This is a genomic window from Inquilinus sp. OTU3971 (genome assembly GCF_038440215.1).
On record NZ_JASATH010000016.1, the window covers coordinates 34891 to 60024 of the forward strand.

General features: G+C 68.6%; 22 protein-coding genes and 2 tRNA genes. 6 read left to right on the forward strand and 18 right to left on the reverse strand.

Annotated elements, in window-relative coordinates; all coding sequences use genetic code 11:
* Positions 1-219 precede the first annotated feature (219 nt).
* The 3 genes from uvrA (at position 220) to AAHM41_RS06360 (ending at position 4879) form a co-directional block, all read left to right on the forward strand.
* Positions 220-3069, forward strand: a complete 2850-nt coding sequence (gene uvrA / locus AAHM41_RS06350; protein ID WP_342235679.1) for an excinuclease ABC subunit UvrA — start codon at positions 220-222, stop codon at positions 3067-3069.
* 130 nt (positions 3070-3199) lie between these two features.
* Positions 3200-3364 (forward strand): hypothetical protein, encoded by a 165-nt coding sequence (locus tag AAHM41_RS06355; protein ID WP_342235680.1) that lies wholly within the window; start codon positions 3200-3202, stop codon positions 3362-3364.
* A 477-nt stretch (positions 3365-3841) separates the two neighbouring features.
* Positions 3842-4879: a choloylglycine hydrolase family protein gene (locus AAHM41_RS06360; protein WP_342235681.1), complete on the forward strand. Its 1038-nt coding sequence runs from the start codon at positions 3842-3844 to the stop codon at positions 4877-4879.
* Positions 4880-5023: 144 nt separating this feature from the next.
* Here the strand turns inward: AAHM41_RS06360 and AAHM41_RS06365 are convergent, their stop codons facing one another.
* Positions 5024-8047 (reverse strand): CHAT domain-containing tetratricopeptide repeat protein, encoded by a 3024-nt coding sequence (locus AAHM41_RS06365; protein ID WP_342235682.1) that lies wholly within the window; start codon positions 8045-8047, stop codon positions 5024-5026.
* Positions 8048-8138: 91 nt separating this feature from the next.
* Positions 8139-9353 (reverse strand): MFS transporter, encoded by a 1215-nt coding sequence (locus tag AAHM41_RS06370; RefSeq protein WP_342235683.1) that lies wholly within the window; start codon positions 9351-9353, stop codon positions 8139-8141.
* 244 nt (positions 9354-9597) lie between these two features.
* Here AAHM41_RS06370 and ada point away from each other — a divergent pair, with 244 nt between their 5' ends.
* Positions 9598-10692 carry a bifunctional DNA-binding transcriptional regulator/O6-methylguanine-DNA methyltransferase Ada gene (ada, locus tag AAHM41_RS06375; RefSeq protein ID WP_342235684.1) on the forward strand — a complete coding sequence of 365 codons (1095 nt, stop codon included), beginning with the start codon at positions 9598-9600 and terminating at the stop codon, positions 10690-10692.
* Between the two features lie 4 nt (positions 10693-10696).
* Here the strand turns inward: ada and AAHM41_RS06380 are convergent, their stop codons facing one another.
* The 11 genes from AAHM41_RS06380 to AAHM41_RS06430 form a co-directional block, all read right to left on the reverse strand.
* Positions 10697-11512: an SRPBCC family protein gene (locus tag AAHM41_RS06380; protein WP_342235685.1), complete on the reverse strand. Its 816-nt coding sequence runs from the start codon at positions 11510-11512 to the stop codon at positions 10697-10699.
* A 2-nt stretch (positions 11513-11514) separates the two neighbouring features.
* Positions 11515-12324: an SRPBCC family protein gene (locus AAHM41_RS06385; protein ID WP_342235686.1), complete on the reverse strand. Its 810-nt coding sequence runs from the start codon at positions 12322-12324 to the stop codon at positions 11515-11517.
* Positions 12315-12923: a helix-turn-helix domain-containing protein gene (locus tag AAHM41_RS06390; RefSeq protein WP_342235687.1), complete on the reverse strand. Its 609-nt coding sequence runs from the start codon at positions 12921-12923 to the stop codon at positions 12315-12317. The genes AAHM41_RS06385 and AAHM41_RS06390 overlap by 10 nt, the downstream gene beginning before the upstream one ends.
* A 63-nt stretch (positions 12924-12986) precedes the next feature.
* Entirely contained in the window at positions 12987-13160 is a 174-nt protein-coding gene (locus AAHM41_RS06395) for a DUF2267 domain-containing protein (protein ID WP_342235688.1), read from the reverse strand.
* Complete coding sequence (locus AAHM41_RS06400; protein WP_342235689.1) at positions 13079-13417, reverse strand: DUF2267 domain-containing protein; 339 nt, start codon at positions 13415-13417, stop codon at positions 13079-13081. Before AAHM41_RS06400 ends, AAHM41_RS06395 begins: the two co-directional genes overlap by 82 nt.
* Positions 13414-13854, reverse strand: a complete 441-nt coding sequence (locus AAHM41_RS06405; RefSeq protein WP_342235690.1) for a CBS domain-containing protein — start codon at positions 13852-13854, stop codon at positions 13414-13416. Before AAHM41_RS06405 ends, AAHM41_RS06400 begins: the two co-directional genes overlap by 4 nt.
* Before the next feature lie 250 nt (positions 13855-14104).
* The gene (locus tag AAHM41_RS06410; RefSeq protein ID WP_342235691.1) at positions 14105-16765 is read right to left on the reverse strand and encodes a valine--tRNA ligase; all 2661 of its coding nucleotides are present in this window, start codon (positions 16763-16765) and stop codon (positions 14105-14107) included.
* Between the two features lie 59 nt (positions 16766-16824).
* Complete coding sequence (locus tag AAHM41_RS06415) at positions 16825-17265, reverse strand: DUF2497 domain-containing protein (RefSeq protein WP_342235692.1); 441 nt, start codon at positions 17263-17265, stop codon at positions 16825-16827.
* A gap of 180 nt (positions 17266-17445) precedes the next feature.
* Positions 17446-18912 (reverse strand): TolC family outer membrane protein, encoded by a 1467-nt coding sequence (locus AAHM41_RS06420; protein WP_342235693.1) that lies wholly within the window; start codon positions 18910-18912, stop codon positions 17446-17448.
* A 2-nt stretch (positions 18913-18914) separates the two neighbouring features.
* A complete protein-coding gene (locus tag AAHM41_RS06425; RefSeq protein WP_342235694.1) occupies positions 18915-19238 on the reverse strand; it encodes a rhodanese-like domain-containing protein in 324 nt (107 codons plus the stop codon).
* Positions 19239-19255: 17 nt separating this feature from the next.
* On the reverse strand, positions 19256-19912 hold the full coding sequence (locus tag AAHM41_RS06430) for a protein-L-isoaspartate O-methyltransferase family protein (RefSeq protein WP_342235695.1): 657 nt from the start codon (positions 19910-19912) through the stop codon (positions 19256-19258).
* A gap of 206 nt (positions 19913-20118) precedes the next feature.
* On the opposite strand from AAHM41_RS06430, the gene AAHM41_RS06435 reads away from it, so the two are divergent.
* Positions 20119-20192 (forward strand) — tRNA-Cys (locus AAHM41_RS06435).
* Positions 20193-20328: 136 nt separating this feature from the next.
* Positions 20329-20404: transfer RNA gene (locus tag AAHM41_RS06440), tRNA-Asn, on the forward strand.
* Between the two features lie 42 nt (positions 20405-20446).
* On the opposite strand, the gene AAHM41_RS06445 is transcribed toward AAHM41_RS06440, so the two are convergent.
* The 5 genes from AAHM41_RS06445 to AAHM41_RS06465 all read right to left on the reverse strand — a co-directional run bounded on the left by AAHM41_RS06445 (position 20447) and on the right by AAHM41_RS06465 (position 25127).
* Positions 20447-21559, reverse strand: a complete 1113-nt coding sequence (locus AAHM41_RS06445; RefSeq protein WP_342235696.1) for a Fic family protein — start codon at positions 21557-21559, stop codon at positions 20447-20449.
* A 559-nt stretch (positions 21560-22118) separates the two neighbouring features.
* Positions 22119-22922 (reverse strand): hypothetical protein, encoded by an 804-nt coding sequence (locus AAHM41_RS06450; protein ID WP_342235697.1) that lies wholly within the window; start codon positions 22920-22922, stop codon positions 22119-22121.
* A gap of 54 nt (positions 22923-22976) precedes the next feature.
* The gene (locus tag AAHM41_RS06455) at positions 22977-23816 is read right to left on the reverse strand and encodes an OmpA family protein (RefSeq protein ID WP_342235698.1); all 840 of its coding nucleotides are present in this window, start codon (positions 23814-23816) and stop codon (positions 22977-22979) included.
* Between the two features lie 47 nt (positions 23817-23863).
* Complete coding sequence (locus tag AAHM41_RS06460) at positions 23864-24517, reverse strand: hypothetical protein (protein WP_342235699.1); 654 nt, start codon at positions 24515-24517, stop codon at positions 23864-23866.
* Between the two features lie 37 nt (positions 24518-24554).
* Positions 24555-25127, reverse strand: a complete 573-nt coding sequence (locus AAHM41_RS06465) for an invasion associated locus B family protein (protein ID WP_342235700.1) — start codon at positions 25125-25127, stop codon at positions 24555-24557.
* Positions 25128-25134 lie beyond the last annotated feature (7 nt).

The following is a 25134-nucleotide window of genomic DNA, read 5'->3' on the forward strand; positions in this document are numbered from 1 at the left end:
GGCTCTGGACCGGCATCCTATCCCGCTTTCCGCTTGACCGCAACGTTCCCGATATGTTCGAGTCCCGTCATCGGACTCGCTGTGGGCCGGAACGCGGCCGCGGCCCCCGCAGCGATCCGGCAGCCGGGCCGGAGTCGCTTTCGGGCTTCGCCCGCCCCATATTGCACATCGGTGTGCCCGGAGACCGGGGACGCCCTTCCCGCATGAGTGATCCTGGCGATGTACAAGTCCATCAGCGTCCGCGGCGCGCGCGAGCACAATCTGAAGAATGTCGACGTCGATCTGCCGCGCGACCAGCTGATCGTGATCACCGGCCTCAGCGGCTCCGGCAAGTCCTCACTCGCCTTCGACACCATCTATGCCGAAGGCCAGCGCCGCTATGTCGAGAGCCTGTCGGCCTATGCCCGCCAGTTCCTCGAGCTGATGCAGAAGCCGGACGTCGATTCGATCGAGGGCCTGTCGCCGGCGATCTCGATCGAGCAGAAGACGACCAGCCGCAACCCGCGGTCGACCGTCGGCACGGTGACCGAGATCTACGACTACATGCGGCTGCTGTTCGCCCGCATCGGCGTGCCCTATTCCCCGGCCACCGGCCTGCCGATCGAGAGCCAGACGGTCAGCCAGATGGTCGACCGGGTGATGGCGATGGGCGACGGCACCCGCCTGTACCTGCTGGCCCCGATCGTGCGCGGCCGCAAGGGCGAGTACCGGAAGGAGTTGCAGGAGCTGCGGGCCCGCGGCTTCCAGCGGGTCAAGGTCGACGGCACCCTGTACGAGATCGAGGACGTGCCGGCGCTGAACAAGAAGCTGAAGCACGACATCGAGGTGGTGGTCGACCGGCTGGTGGTGCGCGACGACCTGGGCAACCGCCTGGCCGATTCGATCGAGACCGCACTGGGCCTGGCCGAGGGCCTGGCCATCGCCGAGAACGCCGACAGCGGCGACCGCACGCTGTTCTCGTCGAAATTCGCCTGCCCGGTCTCCGGCTTCACCATCCCGGAGATCGAGCCGCGGCTGTTCTCCTTCAACAGCCCGCACGGCGCCTGCCCGGCCTGCGACGGCCTTGGCGCCAAGCTGGTGTTCGACCCGGAGCTGGTGGTGCCGGATGAGAGCCGGACCCTGGCCAAGGGCGCGGTGGCGCCGTGGGAGGGCTCGTCCTCGAAATACTACCACCAGACGCTGGAGGCGATTGCCGCCCATTACGGCGTCAGCACGACGACGCCCTGGCGCGACCTGCCGGAGCAGGTGCGCAATGCGATCCTGTACGGCTCCGGCAAGGAGCCGATCACCTTCCGCTATGATGACGGGCTGCGCACCTACAAGACCGAGAAGCCGTTCGAAGGGCTGATCCCGAACATGGAGCGGCGGTTCCGCGAGACCGACAGCGCCTGGACCCGGGAAGAACTGGGCAAGTACCAGGGCACCCGGCCCTGCGAGACCTGCGGCGGCGCCCGCCTCAAGCCCGAGGCGCTGGCGGTGAAGATCGACGGACTGCATGTCAGCCAGGTGGCGGAGAAGTCGATCGCCGAGGCCGGGCAGTGGTTCGCGGCGCTGAACGCCAAGCTGTCGGTCAAGGACCAGGAGATCGCCTACCGCATCCTGAAGGAGATCAACGAGCGGCTGACCTTCCTCAGCGCCGTCGGCCTGACCTATCTCACCCTCGCGCGCGGCTCGGGCTCGCTGTCGGGCGGCGAGAGCCAGCGCATTCGCCTGGCCTCGCAGATCGGCTCCGGCCTGACCGGCGTGCTCTACGTCCTCGACGAGCCGTCGATCGGGCTGCACCAGCGCGACAATGAGCGGTTGCTGGGTACGCTGAAGCGGCTGCGCGACCTCGGCAACACCGTGCTGGTGGTCGAGCATGACGAGGACGCGATCCGCAGCGCCGACTACCTGGTCGACATGGGCCCCGGCGCCGGCGTGCATGGCGGCGTGGTGGTGGCGCATGGCACGCCCGAGGAGGTGCTGCACGCGCCCGACAGCATCACCGCCCAGTATTTGACCGGCGCCAAGCGGATCGAGGTGCCGGTGACTCGCCGCCCCGGTCACAAGGGCCAGGTGCTGAAGGTGGTCGGTGCCCGCGGCAACAACCTCAAAAATGTCACCATGGAGGTGCCGCTGGGCACCTTCACCTGCGTCACCGGCGTGTCCGGCGGCGGCAAGTCGACCCTGGTGATCGAGACCCTGTACAAGTCGCTGGCCCGGCAGCTGATGGGGGCGCATGAGCATCCAGCGCAGCACGATGCGATCGAGGGCGTCCAGTTCCTCGACAAGATCATCGACATCGACCAGTCGCCGATCGGCCGCACGCCGCGGTCGAACCCGGCGACCTATACCGGCGCCTTCACCCCGATCCGCGACTGGTTCGCCGGGCTGCCGGAGGCCAAGGCTCGCGGCTACGGCCCCGGCCGCTTCTCCTTCAACGTCAAGGGCGGCCGCTGCGAGGCCTGCCAGGGCGACGGCGTCATCAAGATCGAGATGCACTTCCTGCCCGACGTCTATGTCCAGTGCGACGTCTGCAAGGGCCATCGCTACAACCGTGAGACGCTGGAGGTGCTGTACCGCGACAAGTCGATCGCCGAGGTGCTGGAGATGACGGTCGAGGAAGGGGCGGAGTTCTTCCGCGCCGTGCCATCGATCCGCGACAAGATGGAGACGCTGCACCGGGTCGGCCTCGACTACGTCAAGATCGGCCAGGCGGCGACCACGCTGTCGGGCGGCGAGGCGCAGCGGGTGAAGCTGGCCAAGGAGCTGTCGCGCCGGGCCACCGGCAAGACCGTCTACATCCTGGACGAGCCGACCACCGGCCTGCATTTCCACGATGTGCGCAAGCTGCTCGAGGTGCTGCACGAGCTGGTCGACCAGGGCAACACGGTGATCGTGATCGAGCACAATCTCGAGGTGATCAAGACCGCCGACTGGATCGTCGATATCGGCCCCGAGGGCGGCGACGGCGGCGGCGAGATCATCGCCGCCGGCACGCCGGAGGATGTGGTCCGCGCCAAGCGCAGCTATACCGGCCAGTACTTGGCGCCCTATCTGCAGCAGGCCCGGCAGAAGCAGCGGGCGTGAGCCCGACTCCGGACAGCGGCTTTCCAGACCCGGCGCAGGCGAGTACGATGATCCGGATCGATCCCTTATGCCACGGCGCCGCAGTCCGGATCCAAGATCCGGCGCTCCGGCGCAGGAACGGGAGGCCGACATGAAGTTCCTTGCCCTTGCTGCCGCAGCGCTGCTGATCGCATCACCTGCCTTCGCCTGCCCCTACAGCGCCCAGGCCGACGCCAAAGGCGGACAGAGCCAGATCCAGGCCGGCCAGACGCAGATCCCGCAGACACCGGCGCCCGCGACCGACAAGAAGGGCTAGATGCGCAAAGCCGGCCATCGGCCTTTATCTGTCGCCGATCGTGCCAAGGGCTAGTCGGATTTCGTCCGGCTAGCTGGCGATTGTCTGTTGCTCAACGCCGCCTCCCTCTACGTTGACCTGCTCATAGGAGCGGGTCTCGAGGCAAAATCGGATCGTGAAGAGACCCGTCCTGCGATCATTCCCGGGCGACGGCTTGGAGCATGTCGAGGTAGGTCTTTATTCTACTATGGGATTTATCACATAATATTGGATTTTATAGATCTGGACTCAACGATAACAGCCATCTGGACCTACCGCTCCGGATGGACAGATGCCATCCTGGCTTCGGCTCGGACGGCAAGGGGCGATTGGTCCGGACACCACGCCGCCGAGCCCTTTTGAACCCAGCATCACCCGGGTCCCGTCCTGGCACGGAGCATTGCCGGCCGGCCGATTTCGCCGGCTCCGGGCGGGATCTCTCTCCCGAGGAGGCAGATTATGTGCACCGATTTTCTGTTGCTGGCGCGCGATGCCAGCGTGGTCAACGGACGCAGCGTAGAGTTCGGAACGGACCTCAAATCCGAGATTTTGGTCGGCGGCAGAGGCACCCTGAAGCAAAGCCCGGCGCCGGAGGGCAAGGAAGGCTATAGCTGGAACGCCCGATACGGCTATGTCGGCACCAGCGCCTACAACAGGAACATCATCTCCGACGGCATGAACGAGGCGGGGCTGAGCATCGGCGCCTTGTGGCTGCCCACTTCGCGCTACAAGCATGACGTGTCTCGAGACAAGGCCCTGGTCGTCGATCTCTTCGCCAGCTGGGTGCTCGGCACCTGTGCCACCGTCGACGAGGTCAGGGACAGGCTGGACAAAAAAGACGTCGAGGTCTGGGGGGACCTTGTGCTGGAGAAGCAGTCACCGCTGCATTTCCCGATCCATGACGAGGCCGGTCGGAGCATCGTCGTCGAGTTCCTCGATCACAAGACCCACGTCTATGACAATCCGGTCGGCGTGGTGACCAACGATCCGCCCTTTCCCTGGCAGATCACCAACATCCAGAACTATGTCGGCCTGTCGAACGTCGACGCCGAGCCCATCGAGATCGGTCTGAAGCGGTTCGCGCAGACGGGGCACGGCAGCGGCATGCGAGGTGTGCCCGGGGACTCGACCCCGCCGTCCCGCTTCATCCGCACGGTCTTCAACAAGCACTTCGCCGAGCAAGCCCAGCGGCCGAAGGACAGCAAGGAGGCCTGCAACCTGGCGCTGCACCTGCTCAACACCGTCGACATTCCGAAAGGCACCAGCGCCTCGCGGACGCAGGACGGCGAGACGCCCGAATACGACTACCCCCAGGTGGTCGTGGTCAAGGAGCTGACGGAGAAGATCTTCAACTTCCGCACCTACGACAATCCGACGATCATGCGGATCGACCTCAAGAAGCTGAACATGTCGGACCCCGTCGAGACCCGCTACCCGCTGCCGGCGCAGCCGGTCTCCATCGACATCACCCCGACGGTCAACCGAGCGGCGGAGTAACCGGCTGATCTCCGGGCCGCTCCGCGCCGTCAGGCCAGGAGCGGCCCGGGCGGCGCCAGGGTCCCGGCCACTTCGACCACGTCCCGCCAACGGCTGTCGGATCCGGGGCTGAAGACAGGCTCATCGTCCCGCCCGCCTTTCCGATCAGTTGGCGATCATGGCGAAGGCCAGCCACACATCGTCCGGCACACCGGGCAGCTTGCCTGTGATCGCATCGAGCTTCGCCGCGCGGATCGCCTGCTCGTAGGAGCGGCTCTCGGCGAGGGCCTGATAGAACCGGACCATGAACAGCGCGGTCCCGCGGTCATCGACGGGCCAGCGGGCGAGCAGGCTGCGCCGGGCTCCGGCAATCGCCAGCGCCGAGGGCAGACCGCTCAGCCCTTCCACATAGCTGCGGTCGCCCTGGGCGGTGTCGCAGGCGGACAGCACGACGAGGTCGACACCCGACAACGGCCAGGTCGTCATCTCCGCTGCATACAGCACCCCGTCATCCGCCGCGATATGGTCCTCGCCGCCCGCGTTGGCGCTGGCGAGGGCGATGCCGGCTCGCCAGAGCGGCGCCGCCTCGTCCTTCGAGATCGGATCGAAGAAGCCATGGGTCGCGAAATGCAGGATTCTGCGGCCCCCGGCTTCGGAACGGATGTCGGCTTCATCGGCCGCATCGCCACGCAGCACCTTCGGCGCGAACCCGGCCGCCGCCATGATCCCGGCGATGGTGTCGACCTCCATGCCGGTGAACGGCAGGGCCGACATGGCCGAGCCTGTGCCGTAGTCGACATCGCCTGCCAGCAGCACCCCGCCCGCCTCCACCGGCGGCTGCGGCTCGAGATCGCCGTGGATCGCCCGCGCGCTGCGGGCGATGCGGACATCCCGGGTCTCGATCAGGTTGCGTCCGGACTCGTCGATCAGCCCATCGAAGGGCACGAGGTGAAGGATGCCGTCCGGGACCACGTCCAGCCGTTCGATTCCATCCAGCTTGGCCTCCAGCGGCGCGATCAGGCTCTTGTAGAGAGCCCGGCGCACGTCCTTTCGATCGGTGTCGTCCGGAGCCTGCAGCCATCGCTCGACATCGGCGGCCGCGCCGAGATTGTAGAGCCACACGCTGCCGTCGCTGCGGCCGACCATCGCCAGGATGCGATCCTCGATCACGCCGTCCGACACCTTCAGCGGTGCGATGATGGTGTCGACCACGGCCTCCTTCGGGCCGAGCGTGGACAAGATGGCGGCGTAAGACCGGCGACGCTCCTCCTCCAGCTTGCGCAACCCCGTGATCCGGTCCGAAAGCGTCGCCTCCGCGATCCCAAGCTGGCGTGCCGTCTGTTCCGCCGCGGCCGTGTTGCGCGGTTGCCGCAGGCTTTCGGCCTGCAGCTCGCGCACCCGATCGAGCAGTGCCCGGTCTTCCGCCGGAAACCCGGCAGCCGCCGTATCGAGCATCGTCCTCTCCAGCGAGAGCACATCCTTCCATTCGAGCAGCACGGTCGCGAACAGCTCAGTGGCCGCGGGGTCGCCGGCCGAAACGGAAAGACAATAGGAGAGGATGTCGCCGAGCGGCTCGCGGGTGGTCGCGGCCACCAGCTCCATCACCGCCGGGTCGGAGGTCGAGGCGATCTCCCGCCGCGACCAGAGCCGGAGCCGCAGCTCCAGCGCCCGGTAGGTGGCGGTCGTGGTCTTCGATGTCTGCTGACGCTCGGACCGGGCCACATTGGTCAGCATGGCGAGGGTGTGCGGGTCCAGCTCGCCGTAATAGGCCTCGGACAATTTCAGCGAGAGGCGATGCAGGCGCCCCTCCGTCGCGAGGTCGCCCTGCTTCTCGGCGATGCCGGCGAGGAGATTGGCCATGCGCACGGAGCCGGCCGAGGGCTTGGCATCGGCTACGAGCTTGCCGAAGGCCGCATCGTCGGCCGGCGCCGTCCCGGTAAGCATCGCGAGCATGTCCCGTTCCCGGCGCAGATCCATCGTCGCCGGATTGTCGCGGCCGCGCTCCTTCTCGAGCGTCGTCACGACCTGTCGATACAGCTCCATCGCCTCCTTCGGCCGGTCCAGGCCGATCAGGTCCAGCGCCAGGTTCTTCCGGCTAATCAGGGTCGAATCATCCGCCGGGCCGAGATTGCGTTCACGCCAGGTCAGGGCCGAGCGGTCGAGCGGCTCGGCCTCGTCGAAGCGCTGCAGCTGCCGCAGCACATTGGCGAGGTTGTTCGCCTGGATCATCGTGTCGTCAGTGTCGCCCAGCGCCTTGACGGCGCGGTCATGGGCGTCGCGCAGGAAGGGCAGCGCGGCGGCCGGACGCCCGGCGATGTCGTAGGTCTGGCCGAGGCCGCCGACGGCCGCGATCGTCTCCGGCGACAGCGGGCCTTCCAGCCGCTCCAGAATCTCGATCGCCCGCTGGTGATGCTCGATCGCGGACTCGTAGTGCCGCCGGTCGCGGTCGAGGACGGCCAGGTTGAACTGGGTGATGCCGAGTTCCGTGCTCTCGGGCTCCGCCGCCAGGGCCTGGACGAGCCGGCCGAACATCTCGGCGGCGCTGTCCAGCTTGCCGCTGTTCTGCAGGACGATCGCGGTGTTGTTGAGCAGGCGGACATAGAGGCCCGGATCGCCCCGTTCGAGGCGGGTGAGAGCATCTTGCCGAAGGCCGCGGGCCTCCTCCGCCGCGCCCGCCTGCTCCAGGACCACCGACAGAGTCAGGCGGGCCGCCAGCGTGGCCGGCGCGTTCTCGCCGAGCCGCTTCAGCCGGGCCGCCGCCAACGACCGGGCATAGCCGACGGCGTCGTCCTGCCGGCCAAGCATGCCCGCCGCCTCGGTCAGCAGCTCGTATCCGCTCTCGACCTGCTCGGGGGCTACTCCGGCGGCGGCCTTCATCCGCGGGAACAGCGCGTCATAGGACAGGTCCGGCCGCCCCACGGCATTGGCCAGCTCCGCGAGCCGCAACGCCAGGTCGAAAGCGGCTGCATCGTCAGCGGTGACTTTGAGCAGTTGCCGATAGCGTTCGATCGCCCGACCGTAGCGCCCGGCCGCGACGTCGGCTTCCGCCTGAGCGACGACGGCCTGGGTGGTCGCATCCTCAGGCGGGCTGGTCTGGGCCGCGGCGCCACCGCCGATCAGCAACAGGACCGCGGCGGCGGCGAGCACCCGGCTCCGCGGATGCTTCAGGATCGAACGACCGTAACCCACCTGCTGCCCCCGCCCCGCGAATGACGGCGGCATTATCCCCACCGCCTGCGGAAGCTCAACCGATTGTCGGACGATTCCGCAGACCAGGCCCCTACGCCGCCGGCAGTGCGGCGAGGCGCGGCACCGGCGAGCCGGCGATCACCAGTGCCTGGATGACGAATCCGATCACCGCGACGGCCAGGCAGGCGGCGGCGCCGTGGCTGTCGCCGACCAGACCGCCTATCACGGCGCCGAGCGGGCGCGAGCCGAAGGTGGCCATGGTGATGATCGCCGAGACCCGGCCCAACATTGCCGGCGGCGTCACCGCCTGGCGCAGGGTGGTCGAGGCGATCACCCACAGCACCGGTCCGGCGCCGAACAGGAAGAAGGCCAGGCCGGCGATCGGGGCGAAGGGCAGCCAGACGGTCAGCAGCATCAGCAGCGCGCCGGCGAGGCCGGAGAACGGCCCGACCAGCAGCATCGGCCCGAACGGAATCCGCCGGGCGATCCGCGGTGCCGCCAGCGCCGCCAGAACCATGCCGATGCCGTAGACCGCCAAGGTGGCGCCGACGGAGGAGGCACCGAGGCCGAGATGGTCGACCGCATAGGGCACGTAGATCGCCTGCAGCACGAACCAGCCGATGTTGAAAAACACCGCGGTCAGCAGCACCGGCCGCAGCAGCGGATGGGTCAGGACGAAGCCGGCACCCTCGCGCAGGTCGTGCAGGGCATGGCGGGGCGGCACCGCCGGCCGCTGCGGCTCGCGGATGCCGGCCAGCAGCATCGCGGCCAGGACCGACAGGGCCGCGGCGACGGCGAAGGCCAGGCCGGCGCCGGTCCAGGCCACCAGCGCGCCGGCGACGGCCGGGCCGGCGGCGAAGGCGGCGCTGCGGGCCAGCTCGATCCGCCCATTCGCGACCGGCAGCGCCGCCCGCGGCACCAGGTCCGGCACCAGCGAGGGCGCGGCCACGCTGTAGGCCACGGTGCCGGCGGCGCCGAGGAAGCCGAGCGCCGCGAGCAGGCCGAGGCTGAGGCCGCCAGTCGAGAGAAGCAGCAGCACGGCGAAGAGCGAGACTGCCCGCAGCGCCTCCGCCGCCGCCATCATCCGTCGGCGCGACGAGCGGTCGGCCAGGAGGCCGGCCGGCAGGGACAACAGCAGAAAAGGCAGCGTCTGCACGGTCTGCAAGAGGCCGGTGCCGCCGGCCCCGGCGCCGAGGGCGAGCACGGCGACGATCGGCGCGGCGGCGAGGCCGATCTGCTCCGCCGACTGCGCGGCGAGGTTGGACCAGGCCAGGCGGCGGAACGGGGCGGGAAGCGGGGCGGACATCAGAGGCTCACGGCTGGAGACGGGACCGCGAGCATCTGCGCGCGCCTCCCGCCCCGCGCTCCGCTTGTTGCCGCCGAATTCGATCGCAAGCCCGGGATCGCAAGAACCGGGTCGCCGCCGGGCCTGGAATTTGAGAGCAAGGGCCGGAGTGCCGGCGGATCCCAGGCCCGCCATCTTCGGTGGAACGATCGGCATCCCCATATAGGCGGGACCTGTCGATCCCACCGTCGAACAGGAGCGCATCATGGGTTTCATCCCTCCGGCCCCCGTCCCCGCCCCGGTCTTCGTCAATGACGAGGCCCGCTGGGCGGCCGTGCTGCGCCGCGATCGCGCCGCCGACGGCGCCTTCGTCTTCGCCGTGCGCACCACCGGGATCTATTGCCGGCCGAGCTGCGCCTCGCGCCATCCGCGGCGCGAGAATGCCAGCTTCCACGTCGACGCCACCGCGGCCGAGCGCGCCGGCTTCCGCCCGTGCCGGCGCTGCAAGCCGAACGAGATGTCGCTGGCGGAGCGCCAGACCGCCCTGGTGGTCGCCGCCTGCCGCAAGATCGAGACCGCCGAGGAGATGCCGAGCCTGGACGAGCTGGCCGAGGCGGCGGGGCTGAGCCGGTTCCACTTCCACCGCATGTTCAAGTCGGTCACCGGCGTCACCCCGAAGGCCTATGCCGACGCCCACCGCGCCGACCGCATGCGCGACGAGCTGGAGCAGACCGAGACGGTGACCGAGGCGATCTACGGCGCCGGCTTCAACTCCAACGGCCGCTTCTACGCCGCGGCGCCGCAGCGGTTGGGCATGACCCCGACCGCCTTCCGCGACGGCGGCACCGGGGCCGAGATCCGCTTCGCCATCGGGCAGTGCCATCTCGGCGCCATCCTGGTGGCGGCGACCGGGAAGGGCATCGTCGCCATCCAGTTCGGCGACGACCCGCAGGCGCTGCTGGAAGAGCTGCAGGACCGCTTTCCCAAGGCCTGGCTGGTCGGCGGCGATGCCGAATTCGAGCAGCTGGTGGCCCGGGTGGTCGGCTTCGTCGAGGCGCCGTCAGCCGCCAACGGGGAGGTGATGCTGGACCTGCCGCTCGACATCCGCGGCACCGCCTTCCAGCAGAAGGTGTGGCAGGCGCTGCGCAGCATCCCGGCCGGCAGCACCGCCAGCTATGCCGAGATCGCCCGGCGGATCGATCGTCCGAAGGCGGTGCGCGCGGTGGCCCAGGCCTGCGCCGCCAACGACTTGGCCGTCGCCATCCCCTGCCACCGCGTGGTCCGATCGGACGGCGACCTCTCCGGCTACCGCTGGGGCGTGGCCCGCAAGCGCGCCTTGCTGGAGCGCGAGGCCGGCTGAGGCCTTAGCCCGGCTGGGCCGGCATCGGGAAGTGGCGGGCCATCCAGGCCTGCCACGCCGGCTCCTCTTGCGCGGCGACGGCCGCCGGCTGGTCGCCGAACAGATACAGCCGGACCGGCAGATAGATCTGCCCGCCCATCGGCAGGGCGAAGAGATGGGCGATGCCGGGCGCGGGCGCGTCGAGCCGCAGCAACAACTCCGGATGCTCGTCCGGGCCGACGCCCTCGACCTGTCCGGCCAAAGCCGGTGTCCCTGCAGCCGATTGCACCCGCTGCCCCGGCCCGGCGCCGGCGATGCCGAGCCGCCCGGTCAGCGCCGCCCAGGCCTCCCCGACCATCGGCTCGGACGCCATGCCCATCAGCTGGAGATTGACGCCGTGCCGGCCGCGGAAATGGGCCAGATACAGCCGCAGGATGCGGAAGAAAGCCCGCCAGCCGTGCTCGTGCCCCTCGAACTGGCCGTCCCAGTCGTCGGTCTCGGCGAACCAGGCATGCACCACCCGGACGATGCATGTGCCGCCGGCCTTGGCCTCGACGGTCCATTCGGTGGCGATGGCCGGGCTGCCCAGCCCCATGTCACGGCTGTCGGCGGCGAAGCGGCGCGGCGGGTCCCAGGCGGTGATGGTCGCGAGCGAGTCCATTCCCGGCCCGAAATTGGCGACGATCGTGCCGCCCACCCGCTCCTCCACCCGGGTCGGCACGAACCAGGAGGTCACGCCGGGGCCGGTGGCGATGGCCTGCCACACCTCCTCCGGCGTGCCGGGCACCTCGACCTCGGCCGCGACGGTGCGACGGCCGGTCTCATCCCTCTTCACGGGCATGGCTATCCCCCCTCCTTGTCCGGATAGGTCTCCTGGGTCCAGCGGCGCAGCTCGGCCTGGAACCGGGTGGCGGTGTCGGCGGCGTTGTCGCCGTAGAAGAAGACGCTCGCCGCCACCCGGGCTCGGCCCTGCCAGCCATGGATCCCGATCAGCGCGATGCCGGGCGCCGGCCGGTCCAGCGCCACCGTCACCTCGCGCGACTTGGTGTCCTGCTTCACTCGCTCCACCGTTCCCGCCAGCGCCGGGACGCCGGCCGGCGTGCTCCAGCGCTCCCCGACATTCACGCCGGCGAAGCCGAACCTGCCGGCCAGGTCGGTCCAGGCCGCGAGATCGGGGCCGGGATGCATGGCCATGGCCCGGGCCGGCGCCGCCGGCAGGCCGGCGAACCGCTGCAGATAGAGCTGCAGGATGACGAAGAAGCCCGGCCAGCCGGATTCGAAGCCCTCCAGCTCGTCGTCCCAGCTGCCATCTGTGGTGAACAGGGTGTGGACGAGCCGCAGCACGCAGGCATCGCCCGACCGGCTGGTGATGACGCATTCCGTCGCCACCGGCGGCGCGTCACCGTTCCAGCCCGTCTCCTCATAGGCGAAGCGGACCGGCGGCTCCCAGACCGTGACGGTGCCGGCGGAGGCCATGCCCTCGCCGAACTCGAAGCGGATGGCGCCGCCGACCCGCTCCTCGACCGAGGTCGCGGTGAACCAGGCGCTGAGGCCGGGTCCGGTGGCGATCGCCTGCCACACCTGCTCCGGCGTTCCCGGCAGCAGCACGTCGAGTTCGACCCAGCGCCGCGTCGCGTCAGTCTTCAGTGGCATGTCTGCTCCTTCCCCGATGGGTCGGCGGGCTTGGGATAGGCCATCAGGACCAGGCGGTGGTCCCGTCCCCCGGGCGCCGACGCGTTGTGGTAGCGCGCCGCCAGACCGGCGATCGACGCCGTCAGCTCCTGGGTGAAGGCGGCCCGATCGGCCGGCGACGCGAAGCGGATCTCGGTGTCGATCGACAGGGTCGCCAGCCGCTTCTCCGCGCGGATGGCGGCCCGCCACAGGCCGCTGACCTCCCGGACGATGCGGGCGGCCAGCGCGATCAGGTAGCTGGCCGACAGCCGGTCGGAGGCACGCCCGGGGTCGGCGGCGACCGGCCCGAGCGCCTGGGGCGAGACGATGTAGGAGGTGGCGGTGGCGACGTAGAGTCGCTCGGTCAGGCCGCCCCAGCGCCGCGTCTCCGCCTCGCGGACCAGCCGGTGCACCTCCAGCGCGCGCAGATGGTAGTTCACCTTCTGCCGCGGAATCCCGAGCCGCGCGGCCAGCCCGGCAGCGGAGGCCGGCTCGGCCAGCTCCGCCAGCAGGCGGCTGCGGACCGGCTCGAGCGCGGCCATGGCGGCCGCCGGATCGTCGATGACATCCACGTCCAGCATGCGCCCATTCCAGCCTTGACAATTTTTTTTGTCAAGGCTGGATCGTGCCGGCCGGACCTGGTGTCAATGCACCGCCTGCTGCGGAAACAGCCGCCGGATCTCGTCCGGCAGGGTGTCGGTCACATGCCGCACCGTGCCCTCCGGCAGGTGGTGAGTCAGGACCGCGAACACGGCGCGGGCGGCGTCGGCGGCATCGATCGCCCGGCCGCTGTCGAGCCGCGCCGAGATCCGCTGCAAGAACTCGTCCTGGCTGCGCACCACCTCGGGCGTGCCCGCCAGCCGTCATAGAAGATGCCGCGCACCAGCATCGGCAGCTGGGCCGAGACATGGGCCGCCGATTCGACGCTGAGCCGGTCCCGCAGGGTCTGCAGCACGGCGCGCAGCGCCTGATAGCAGCGCTGCCGGTCGGGCCCCAGTGTCTCACCGATCTCGTTCAGCCAGATGTTGGTGGTCTGCAGCGTCTTGTCGAAGACTTCGAGTCCGGTCGCGCTCATGTCCCTCTCCCGCTCCGATCCGGCGCGGAGGGCGTGGATACCTCCTCGAGCGTCTCCGCCGCACCCGGCGCATGCTTGGTCGACAGGTCACCGAGCGAGACCATGCCGACCAGCTGCTTGTCGGCATTGATCACGGGAACGCGGCGGATCTGGGCCTCGCCCATCAGCTCCGAGACCTCCTCGACGTCATCATCCGCCCAGCACCAGCGCACATCCTGGGACATGGCGTTCGAGACCTCCGTGCCCTCGGGGTCCAGCCCCGCGGCGGTAACGCGGACGGTAATGTCGCGATCGGTGATCACACCGACCAGCCGTTTCCCGTCGCACACCGGCAGAGACCCGATGTTCAGCTCATCCATCCTCTGCGCCGCATGACGGATGCTGTCCCGCGGCCGCAGCACCGCGACGTCGCTGGTCATAACCTCGGCTATTCTCATGACGCTCTCCCTCGGCCCAGGGCCGTCCGATTGCAGATAGGCGGCGGGTCGGGCGATGCGGGATGCCGCTTGCGCGACCCGCTCATCAAGTCAACGAGCCGCCACCCGCGGCCGGTTCCCCGCTTCTCCTTCCGAAATGGACGCAGCCCATCGAGGCCGCGATCCTGCGCGACCTCAATCGCCCCCCGGGGTCACTCCCGGACAGCCAATACGATGTCAGCTTGTGGCGGGGCCGGGGCGGGCCCGGCGGCTAGCCGGCGACGCGGGCCAAAGCCTCGCGCAGCCGCTCGATCGCGGCCTGCGCCTCGGCGCGGCGCTCGCGCTGCTCCTCGACCACCTCGTCCGGCGCCTTTTCCAGGAACTGGGCGTTGCCGAGCTTGCGGTCGATCTTCTCGGCCTCGGATGCGTTCTTCTCGATCTCCTTGGTCAGCCGCGCCCGCTCCTTGTCGAGATCGATGATCCCGGCCAGGGGCAGCACCAGCGTCGCCTCGTCGATCACCGCCTGGGCCGAGCCCTTCGCCGGCTCCGCCTCCGACACGTCGATCGAGGCGAGACGCGCCAGGCGACGGATCAGCGCGCCATGGGTGTCGAGCCGGCGCCTGGTTTCCGCCGAGGCGCCGCGCAGCGTCGCCGCCAGCTCGGCCGCCGGCGGCACGTTCATCTCCGACCGGATGGTGCGGACCGCGGAGATCAGACGGATCACCCAGTCCATCTCCGCCGCCGCCTGCGGGTCGACCAGGCCGGCCGGGTAGTCCGGCCAGGGCTGAGTCACCAGCGTGGCGTCGCCGCGATCCGCCAGGTGCCGCCACAGCTCCTCGGTCTCGAACGGCATGATCGGGTTCAGCAGGTTCAGGATCTGCTCAAGTGCCCAGGCGGTGGTGGCCCGGGTCTCGGCCTTGGCCGCCTCGGCCTCTTCATCAGAATCTGGGCCCGAGAACACCGGCTTGGCGAATTCGAGGTACCAGTCGCAGAAGCCGGCCCAGGTAAACTGGTACAGCACCTGCGCCGCCTCGCTGAAGCGGAAGCCCTCCAGCGCTGCGGCCGCCTTCTCCGCCGTCTTCGCCACCTCGCCGACGATCCAGCGGTTCAGCGTCAGCGTGTTCGCCGCCGGGTCGTAGCCCGGCACCGGCCGGCACTCGTTCATCTCGCAGAAGCGGGCGGCGTTCCACAGCTTGGTGGCGAAGTTGCGATAGCCCTCGACCTGCTGCGGCCCGAGCTTGATGTCGCGGCCGGCGGCCAGCGACACCAGGGTCATGCGCAGCGCGTCTGCACCGTAGCGGTCGACCAGCTCCAGCGGGTCGATGACGTTGCCCTTGGACTTCGACATCTTCTGGCCCTTCTCGTCGCGGACCAGGGAGTGGAAGTACACGGTGCGGAACGGCACCTCGCCCATGAAATGGAGGCCCATCATCATCATCCGGGCGACCCAGAAGAAGATGATGTCGAAGCCGGTGACCAGCACGTCGCCGGGGTAGTAGCGGTGCAGCTCCGGCGTCTGGTCCGGCCAGCCCAGGGTCGAGAACGGCCACAGGGCGGAGGAGAACCAGGTGTCGAGCACATCGGTCTCGCGCCGCAGCTCGACCGGCTCGCCGTAATGGTTCTCGGCCGCCGCCTTGGCCTCGGCCTCGCTCTCCTCGACGAAGATCGCGTTGTCGGGCCCGTACCAGGCCGGGATCTGGTGGCCCCACCACAGCTGCCGGCTGATGCACCAGGGCTGGATGTTGCGCATCCACTCGAAGAAGATGCTTTCTGCCATCTTCGGCAGCAGCACGGTGCGGCCCTGCTCCACCGATTCGATCGCCGGCTTCGCCAGCACCTCGGCCTTCAGGTACCACTGCTCGGTCAGGTACGGCTCGATCGGCACGCCGCCGCGGTCGCCATGCGGCACCGCATGGACGTGATCCTCGATCTTCTCGACCAGGCCGAGCGCCTCGAGGTCGGCGACCACGCGCTTCCGCGCCTCGTACCGGTCCAGACCGCGATAGGCCTCCGGCACCTGGTCGTTCAGCCGCGCTTCCTCATCGAGGATGTTGATCAGCGGCAGGTCGTGGCGGCGGCCAACCTCGAAATCGTTGAAGTCGTGCGCCGGGGTGATCTTCACCGCGCCCGAGCCCTTCTCGGGGTCGGAATACTCATCGGCGACGATCGGGATGCGGCGGCCGACCAGCGGCAGCACCGCGTTCTTCCCGACCAGGTCCTTGTAGCGCTCGTCATCCGGATGCACGGCGACTGCGGTGTCGCCCAGCATCGTCTCCGGCCGGGTCGTGGCCACGACGATAAAGCGGCCCTCCTCGCCCTCGATCGGGTAGCGGAAGTGCCAGAGATGGCCCTTGGTCTCCTTCTGCTCGACCTCGAGGTCGGAGACCGAGGTGCGCAGCTTCGGGTCCCAGTTCACCAGCCGCTTGTCGCGGTAGATCAGGCCCTCGCGGTGCAGTTGCACGAACACCTTGACCACGGCGCGGGACAGGCCCTCGTCCATGGTGAAGCGCTCGCGCGCCCAGTTCGGGGTGGCGCCGAGGCGGCGGAGCTGGCTGGTGATGGCGCCGCCGGACTGCGCCTTCCAGTCCCAGACTTTCTCCAGGAAGCCGTCGCGGCCGAGATCCTGGCGCTTGATGCCGTCCTTCGCCAGCTCGCGCTCGACCACCATCTGGGTGGCGATGCCGGCGTGGTCGGTGCCGGGCTGCCACAGCGCGTCGCGGCCGCGCCGCCGGTTGAACCGCGTCAGCACGTCCTGCAGGGTCATGTTGAAGGCATGACCCATGTGCAGGCTGCCGGTCACATTCGGCGGCGGCATCATGATGGTGAAGGGCGCCGCGTTCGACTGGACGTTGTTGGCGAAGGCGCCGCTGCTTTCCCATTCGGGATAGAGCTTGGCCTCGACCTCGCGCGGCCCGTAAGTCTTGTCCAGCATGGCTGAACCTTCCGTATTCTTGAATTCTTGACGATGGAGCGGTGAAGCGGAGGGGCGGATCAGCGCCGTACGGCGCCGCTGGCGATGCGGGATACCTCCCGCTCGACCGCCTGCTCGACCAGCCGTGGCAGGTTGGCGTCGAGCCATTCCTTCAGCATCGGCCGCAGAAGCTCGCGCACCAGATCGTCCACCGTCTGGCTCTTGTGCACCGCCGCCGGCGGCGGGGCCGCGGCGTTCAGCCGGGCCAGGGCGGCCAGCGCGGCGCTGGCGCTGGCCGGCGAGACCACCGCATCGTCCTCCGCGGCCGCAGCTTCGGGGGGCGGCGGAGGAGCGGCCGGCCGCGGATCGTCCAGCGCCTCGGTCAGCTCCAGCACGTCGTCATCGGCCGGGGCAGCGGACGGCAAAGGCTGGGCCCGCGCAGCATCGGTCGGAACGGCCCGGCCGCGCGCCGGATCGTCCTCGATGATCATGCGCCGGATGGAGGCCAGAATCTCCTCCATCGACGGCTCCTGCTGTGCCCGCGTCTCGCTCATCCTCTCGGTCGTCTTCCACTTCCAACTTCAATGTCGTGCCCGGGCTTGATCCGGGCATCCGAAGAGTGTCGACACCCTCCGGATTGCCGGGTCAAGCCCGGCAATGACAGGACATGCCCCTTTCCCCCATGCCGGGAGAAGCGGTCTTCACTCGTCGACCGACGTCCCGAACCAGCGGGCGCGGGTCTTCTGATAGTCCGGCTCCGGATCGTAGACCTTGACCGGCAGGCCCATATCCTGCGCGGTCAGGGTGCCGGTCGCGTTCCGCAGCTGGTAGCCGGCGACCACCTCGTTGCGCCGCGCCTGCACCAGGCTGAGCTGGGCGTTGAGCAGGTTCTGCTGCTCGGTCAGCACGTCGAGCACGGTGCGCGACCCGACCTGCGCTTCCTGCTGCAGGCCTTCCACCGCCAGCTCTTCGGCCTTGACCGCGGCCTGGAACGACTTGATCGCCGCTCGCGCCGTCACCAACGCCTGCCAAGCCTGGACCGCGCCCTGGATCGCGGTGCGCCGCTGCGACTCGATCTGGATGCGGCGCTGGCCATGGGTGTAGCGGGCCTGGCGCACCAGCGATTCCTGATTGCCCTGCGAATACAGCGGAATGGTCAGCTGGGCCACGATCGCGGCGGAATCGATGCGGTTTTGCGCTCCGCTGCTGGTCTTCGGATGCGAGATCGTCGAATACTGCCGCTGGATCCGCGCCTGGACATCGATCGACGGCAGCAGCGCGCCGAACTGCAGGTCGATGTTGTCGGCCGCGGCGCGCTCGGTGAACACCGCCGCGACGATGCCCGGATAGTTCGCCTGGGCCTTCTGGATCGCGTCCTGCATCGAGGACGGCAGCCCGACGGGCACTGCCGGCGTCTCCAGCGTCCCCGGCGGCTGGCCGATGAAGCGCTCGAAGGTAGCGCGGCTGGCGCGTAGCGTGCCTTCGGCCTCGATCCGGCCGGCGGTGGCGCTGGCCAGGCTGGCCTCGGCCTGGCTGACGTCGGTGCGGGTCACCTCGCCGACATTGAACCGGTCCTGGGTCGCCTGCAGCTGCCGGCGCAGCACCGCCTCGTTGTTGCGCTGCACGTCGAGTGCTGCCTGGGCCTGGACCACGTCGGCATAGGCGGTGGCGGCGTCCAGCAGCACCGTCTGCTCGGTGGTCTGGACGACGGCACGGGTCGCCATCACCGTGTTCTCGGCCTGGTTCACCGACGCCTGGGTCCGGCCGCCATTGTAGATGTTCTGCGTGACCGTGATGCCGAGCGTAGCCGGGTTGACCTCGTGCCAGTAACCCTCCCGGCCGCCGGAGCTCACCGGATCGCCCTTCTGGCCGCTCGGCTGCAACTGGGAGATGATGCCGGTGGCCGGGACGTTGTCCGAGGTCGTATTGGTGAACTGGCTCTCGATGCTGGCGCTGGCGCTCACATTCGGCCGATAGCCGGACAGGGCCTGGGCGACGCCTTCATTGACCGCCTTCAGATTGGCGATGTCGGCGGCGAGGTCCGGGTTGGTAGCGTAGGCCGAGGCCAGCGCCTCGGTCATCGACTGGGCCGAGGCCGGGGCGGCGCCCAGCACCAGCGCCGCGGCCAGGACCGCGGTGGAGAGCCCGTACCGTCCAAATCGTGTCATCGTCAATACCGTCCCATGGTTGGGTCGATCTCGCACGCCCAGGCATCGATGCCCCCGCGCAGATTGACCACGTTGTCCATGCCCCTCGCCGAAAGCCACCGCACCACCTGCGCGCTGCGCCCCCCGTGGTGACACATGACGACCACCGGGCGATCGCCCGGAATCTCCTCCAGCCGGCCCGGGATCTCGCCCATCGGGATATCGAGCGAACCCTCGACCCGGCACACCGCCAGCTCCTGCGGCTCGCGCACATCGACCAGCACATGCTCCGTGCCGTCGCGCCGCCAATCCGACAGGGTCGTCACGTCGATCTCGAACTGCTGCACCCGATACCCCGTCGCACTCAGAACTGGAAAGCCGGCTTGCGCTCGAAGCCGGGCAGCATCGCCGTCGTCGCGTCGAACAGCGGGCGCTGCGACGCGACTCCATCGACCGCGCCGACCAGCATAGCACGGCCGACACCGTTGCCGTCATCCACCACCGTGAGCAGACGGCCGCCGGGCGCCAGCTGTGCGATCAGCGCCGCCGGCACCTCCGCCACCGCCCCGTCGACCAGGATGACGTCGTAGGGGCCTTCGGCCGGCCAACCCTCCGCCAGCCGCCCTTCGGCCAGCGCGACACTCCCAACGCCCAGCTCCGACAGCGCCCCACGCGCGGTGCCGAGCAGCGCCTTGTCCTCCTCCAGCGCCACCACCTTGGCGGCGAGGCGTGCAACGATCGCGGCGCTGTAGCCGGTGCCGGCGCCGACGATCAGCACCCGGCTGTCCGGCGTGATCCGGGCGTCGTTCAGCAGCCGGCCGAGGACCCGTGGCTCCATCAGCACCCGGCGGCCGCCGATCGCCACATCCTCGTCGACATAGGCGACGCCGCGCCGGTCGGCCGGCACGAAGCGTTCGCGCGGGACGGCCATCATCGCGTCGATCAGGGCCTGGTCGACGACCTTGTTGGGCTTGATCTGCCCTTCGACCATATTCAGGCGGGCGGCTGCGTAGTCGACCATGGGATTCCGCACTCTGAGAACGGCGAGGCACAGCGGCCGGGCGGTCGCTGTGCACTCAAACGCAGCGGTTATATCGGCCTTCGCGCCCGCAACACAATCGGTCTGATGCCGCCCGGCCCAATCGCCCGCGCGAACAGGATCGAAAGATCCACGTGTTCCTCCTTGACCCTGCTTCTCGGCGGACGATATACGGGGGCCGCCGTCGGGGCGCGATGGCTGAGTGGTCAAGCAGCGGACTGCAAATCCGTGCACGCCGGTTCGATTCCGGCTCGCGCCTCCAAACGGCCCGCCCGACATGCCGGCCGGACCAGCATCCCCAAAAAGTACGATTGGAGGTGCAGGTGAGGCTTGGCAGGGCGAGGCGAGGTTGCTATAAGCCGCGCCACCAACAGCCCGGAGCGATCCGGCGCTCGTGTTCCCTGGTAGCTCAGTTGGTAGAGCAGCTGACTGTTAATCAGCGGGTCACTGGTTCGAGTCCAGTCCAGGGAGCCACTTTTCCCAGGTTTTCTGCGGGTTTCAGAGACATCGGGAATATCACCGCTCTCCCATAACCAGCAAATAGCTCGTGCTGCGGCTGCCTGCTTCGCCCTTTATCAGGATGCCGCGCGCCACGAGGTCGTTGATGTCGCGCAACGCCGTGTCGGGCGAGGTCTTGGTCAGCGTCGCCCATTTCGACGAGGTGAGCTTACCCTCGAACCCGTCGAGCAGACGGTTGATGACCTTGCGCTGACGCTGGCTGAACGTTTGGCCCGCCACCGCCTCCCAGAAGCGCGCCTTGCGGAGCACGGCAGCGAGAATCTGTTCGGCGCCATCGAAGGCTCGATCGAGGCAACCCAAGAACCATTGCAGCCAGGCAGTGATGTCGAGCCCACTCTTCTGGGTCTTCTCCAGGATGTCGTAATAGTCTTTCCGCTCCAGACGGATCTGCGCAGACATGCTGTAGAAGCGCTGTGGACTGCCCTCGGAGCGTGCAAGCGCCATATCGGCGATCGCGCGGGCAATACGGCCGTTGCCGTCATCGAACGGGTGGATCGTCACGAACCATAGATGTGCGATCGCCGCCTTCAGGACGGGATCGAGCTGCGTCTCGCCATTGAACCAGTCGAGAAAGGCAGTCGTTTCGGCTGGCAACCGCGCGGCGGCCGGTGCCTCGAAATGCACCCTCTCTCGCCCGATTGGGCCGGAGACCACCTGCATGGAACCGGAGCGATCGTCGCGCCAGGCGCCGACGACAATCTTCGTCATCCCGCTGCGACCCGTGGGAAACAACGCGGCATGCCAGCCGAACAGCCGCTCGTCGGAGAGTGGAGCCGCGTAGTTCTGGGTGCCGTCGAGCATCATTTCGACGACGCCTTCGACGTTGCGGTCGACAGGCGCGAGCGCGCCGATGTCCATGCCGAGGCGACGAGCGATGGAGGAGCGCACCTGCTCCTTGTCGAGGATCTCGCCCTCGATCTCGCTGGATTTGAGCACGTCTTCCGTCAGCGTCTGGAGGACGGCTTCGGCGCGCAGATCGAATCCCAGGGCTTCCATCCGCCCGAGCAGGCGGCCCTGACGGTGGCGGACAGCAGCCAACTGCGCGGAAATATCCGGGCTGCTCCATTCGAACTCTGGCCAGCCCTCCTGCTCATGGATATAGATCGGCATATTCTCCGCACCTCTTGCGGAGAATATGCCTCCCATTCCCTGCATGCGCAAGATTATTCACCGCATTCAATGCGGTGAATAATGACGCTATTCTCCGCAACCTTCATCAACATAGCGATCAGCACCAGAGTCCCGCCGCTTCACCCCACGCAGACGCTCCGAACTGTCCCAGCCGCCCGACCTGCTCCAGGATGAGCCGTAGCTCCGGACCCGGGATCCGACACATGGTTCGAAATGCTTCCACGAAGGGGAGCCATTTCAGCTTGGAACCGCGACTTCCATGCGTCGCCGTTTCCACATCACAGCCTCATCCAGACGCGACAAGCGTTTTGAGAAGCTTTGGCTCCGATCCCCTGCTCTGAATGTCTGCGATCGGTGCGCGGTCCCGCCAGTCGTCGCGGCATGGCAGCCACATCCAGCTCACCGGTTGCGGGACCATGTGACGGGCGGCAAACCGGTCAGGCCGGTGACGAGGACAGCCCGACGCGTTGTCCGCAAAGCCGTACCGCTTGCAGGCCCAACCGACGCGTCGAGAGTACTCCGGGCCTTGGCCCTCGCGTCATTTCCCCGGCCCGTTCCCCGGATCATGGGCCCGCAGCCTGACGCTCTCGGCGAAATTGCCGCGGAACATGTGCTGGCCGAGATGCCCGAGGTCGGATTTAAGATCGGCATGGACCTTGCCGCCGATATCCCGCCAGCGGCGGCAGAAGGCGTAGTCCTCCGACAGGTAGCGGTTGGTGTCGGGGTCCACCATGCAGTCGAAGAACAGCCAGTAGAACGGCGCCTCCGGATTGTTCGGCGGCCCGTCGGGGACATAGTTGAGCTGCGGGTAGTGCTGCATCAGTCGGCTGAACACATGCCGCTTGATCACCATGAACCCGGTCGGCGCCTCGGCCACCTCGATGAAGCCCTCCTCGCCAACGAACTTGGCCAGCGGTTCGGAGCCGAGGCCGACCGGGTTGAACGGGTAGTCGGTGTAGAGCGTCTCGAACGCCTCCTTCGTCGTGCCTGCGGGCAGGCCCTGCTGCGGCCAGTTGAAGCGCTTGATCGGATAGATGCCGGCGGCGACATCATGGTCCGATAGCAGCAGGCGGATCGCGTCCGCCGGCTTGAAGACGATGTCGGAGTCGATCCAGAACAGATGCGTGTACTGCTCGTTCATCAGGAAGAACTTGACGATCTCGTTCCGACCCCGGGTGACCAGGCTCTCCGAGCGCATGTGCAGGGACGAGCTCAGCCCAAGCCGGATCGCCTCATGGGTGAACTCGAACAGGCTGGTCACGTAGTTCATCGAGACGGCCGAGATGTAGCATGGCGTCGCCAGGAGCACGTTCATCGACTGCAGGGCGGAAACGGGGAGCATCAAAGGATCTCGGCTGCCTGACGGGATGGTTTCTGGTCTTTCCGGCGCTTCGGCTCAGGTGCAGACCCATTCGGGGATCCGGCACTCGTTGGCGTCGCCGCCGCAGATCGCGGTCGCCTTCCCCTCGGCCTCGCGGCGGGTCTCGGCCGATGCGGCGCCCCAGGGAGCGGGCCGGCCGGCGACGGGAGGCTTGCCGACCGACAGGGCGGCGCAGTGCTCGTAGGGGAAGCCACTCTTGTCGTCGTCGGTCCAGTGGCGGTGGTTGCGGAACAGGGAGACGACCTTGCAGTCCTGGCCGCCCCGGTGCACGCAGTGTCGCAGGGCGATCTCCTGCGCCTCATCCGCCTTGTCGGCGCCCCAGAAGAAGCCCCGCTTCTGGTCCGGCACCGAATAGGCGATGGCGCCCCAGATCCCCCTCATCCCTGGGTTCTGCTCGGCCGCCGGCCCGGCCGGTGACAGGACGATCTCGACGCGACGGTTCTGCGGCTCGCGGACGCCATCGGCGGTCGGGACGAGCGGATCGGACTCGCCGACGCCCTTGACCGCGATCAGGCTGTCAGAAACGCCGTCAGCAACCAGCTCGCGACGGACCGACTCGCCACGACGAACCGAGAGGGCCTGATTGTACTGGACCGAGCCCGAACGGTCGGTGTGACCGGTGACGTGGATGCGGGTGGTCTCGCCCTGCAGCGCACTGGCCGCAGCCGTGGCCACGACCTGCTTGGCTTCCGGGGTCAGACTCGAGCTGTCGAAGTCGAAGAACACCAGGTAGCTGCGGTTGGTATCGATCGTCTCAACCACGGCCGGCGCCGGCGCGGGAGGCGGATCGGCCGCCCCGGCTGCGACGGCGAAGCAGGCCCAGGAGGTGAGCACCAGAACGATCGGTCGAAGCATCTTCATCTCCCGCAATCCCGGCCGCCGCTGCCGCGGGCGGCGTTCCATCAGCCGACGGCGCGCAGGCTCGTCATCGCCACGCAGTTGCCGTCGAGCGGCACCAGCACCACTCTCGCCCCGTTGGGCAGAGACACCAGCGGCAGGTCGCCGAGCATGCCGGTCTGGCCCTTCTCCTGGCTGACGAGCTGGGTCGCGACGGCCTGACAGCTGGCCTTGACCGGCGTCACCCGGACCAGGGTGCCTTCGCAGGAGCGCCCGACCGGGGCCGTGAACACGACGCCGGCTGCAGGCAGCCCCTGCGTCGACGGACCGCCGCTGAGCGCGACGATCGATTCGACCGCATGCGCATCCACCGCCTTGGTGTCCCACTGGGTCTGCGCGGCGTAGCTCGCATCGGCGGCGACACCGCGGCCGAGCGCGGAGAAGACGTTGCCGCAGGCGCCGATCTTGGCCTGCTTGACGTGCTCGTCGAAGACGGTGGCGGTCGCGGTCGTGGCGGCCGCCGCCGGCTGCGCCGCGGCCGGCTGCTTGTTCTGGGCCGTCTGCTCCTGCGCTTTCGGTGCCTCTGCCGCCGGCTTCCTCGCATCCGCCGCCTGGGCCGGCAGCTGGGCGAAGCCGATCAGATCGAACGCGACGACCGCGCCGGCAATGAGCGCGACCGAGACGGTCCCCAGAAGCAGAGTCTTGGCCAGTCGCATCATCTTCATCCTTCTCTTTAAAAGAACCAGATCGAAAGGGTCATTTCATCGCCGAGAGGGCGGTGAACAGGCCTTCGAGGGGAGCCTGGAACGACACCTCGCCCGCGTCCGCGAGCGTGTAGGAGACGGTGCAGTCGGTGCCGGCCTGGATGTGCCGCCGCAGCATCCGGCCGATTGCGATCGTGGCGGTGCAGAACGCCCCGTCGCATCGGTCGGTCTGGGCGACGATCCGGTCCGGCTTGTCGCCCAGCGTCAGCCCGATCTGCTGCCCGAGGCCGACCGCCGCCGGAACCCGCATCACCACCAGGGGCTGCCCGTCCGCCGTGGCCACGAAGGACCAGTTGAAGACGGGGGCCCCGCGCTGATCGACGATCGACTGGGTCAGGTTGCAGACCCGGCGTTTCGACTTCAGGCTCTCGTCGCAGATCAGGGTCCAGTTCTTGAACGGCTGGACCACCCGCCGGTACTGGCCGAGCTCCTCGCCGTCGGGGATGGCGACCTCCGAAGACTTCACGGTGTAGTCGCCGGGCAACTGCACCCAGCCCACCGCGAAAGCCGTCCCGGACGTCGCCGCCACCGTCAGCGCCGCAAACAGGAGCCCTGCCAGCCGCATCGGCCTC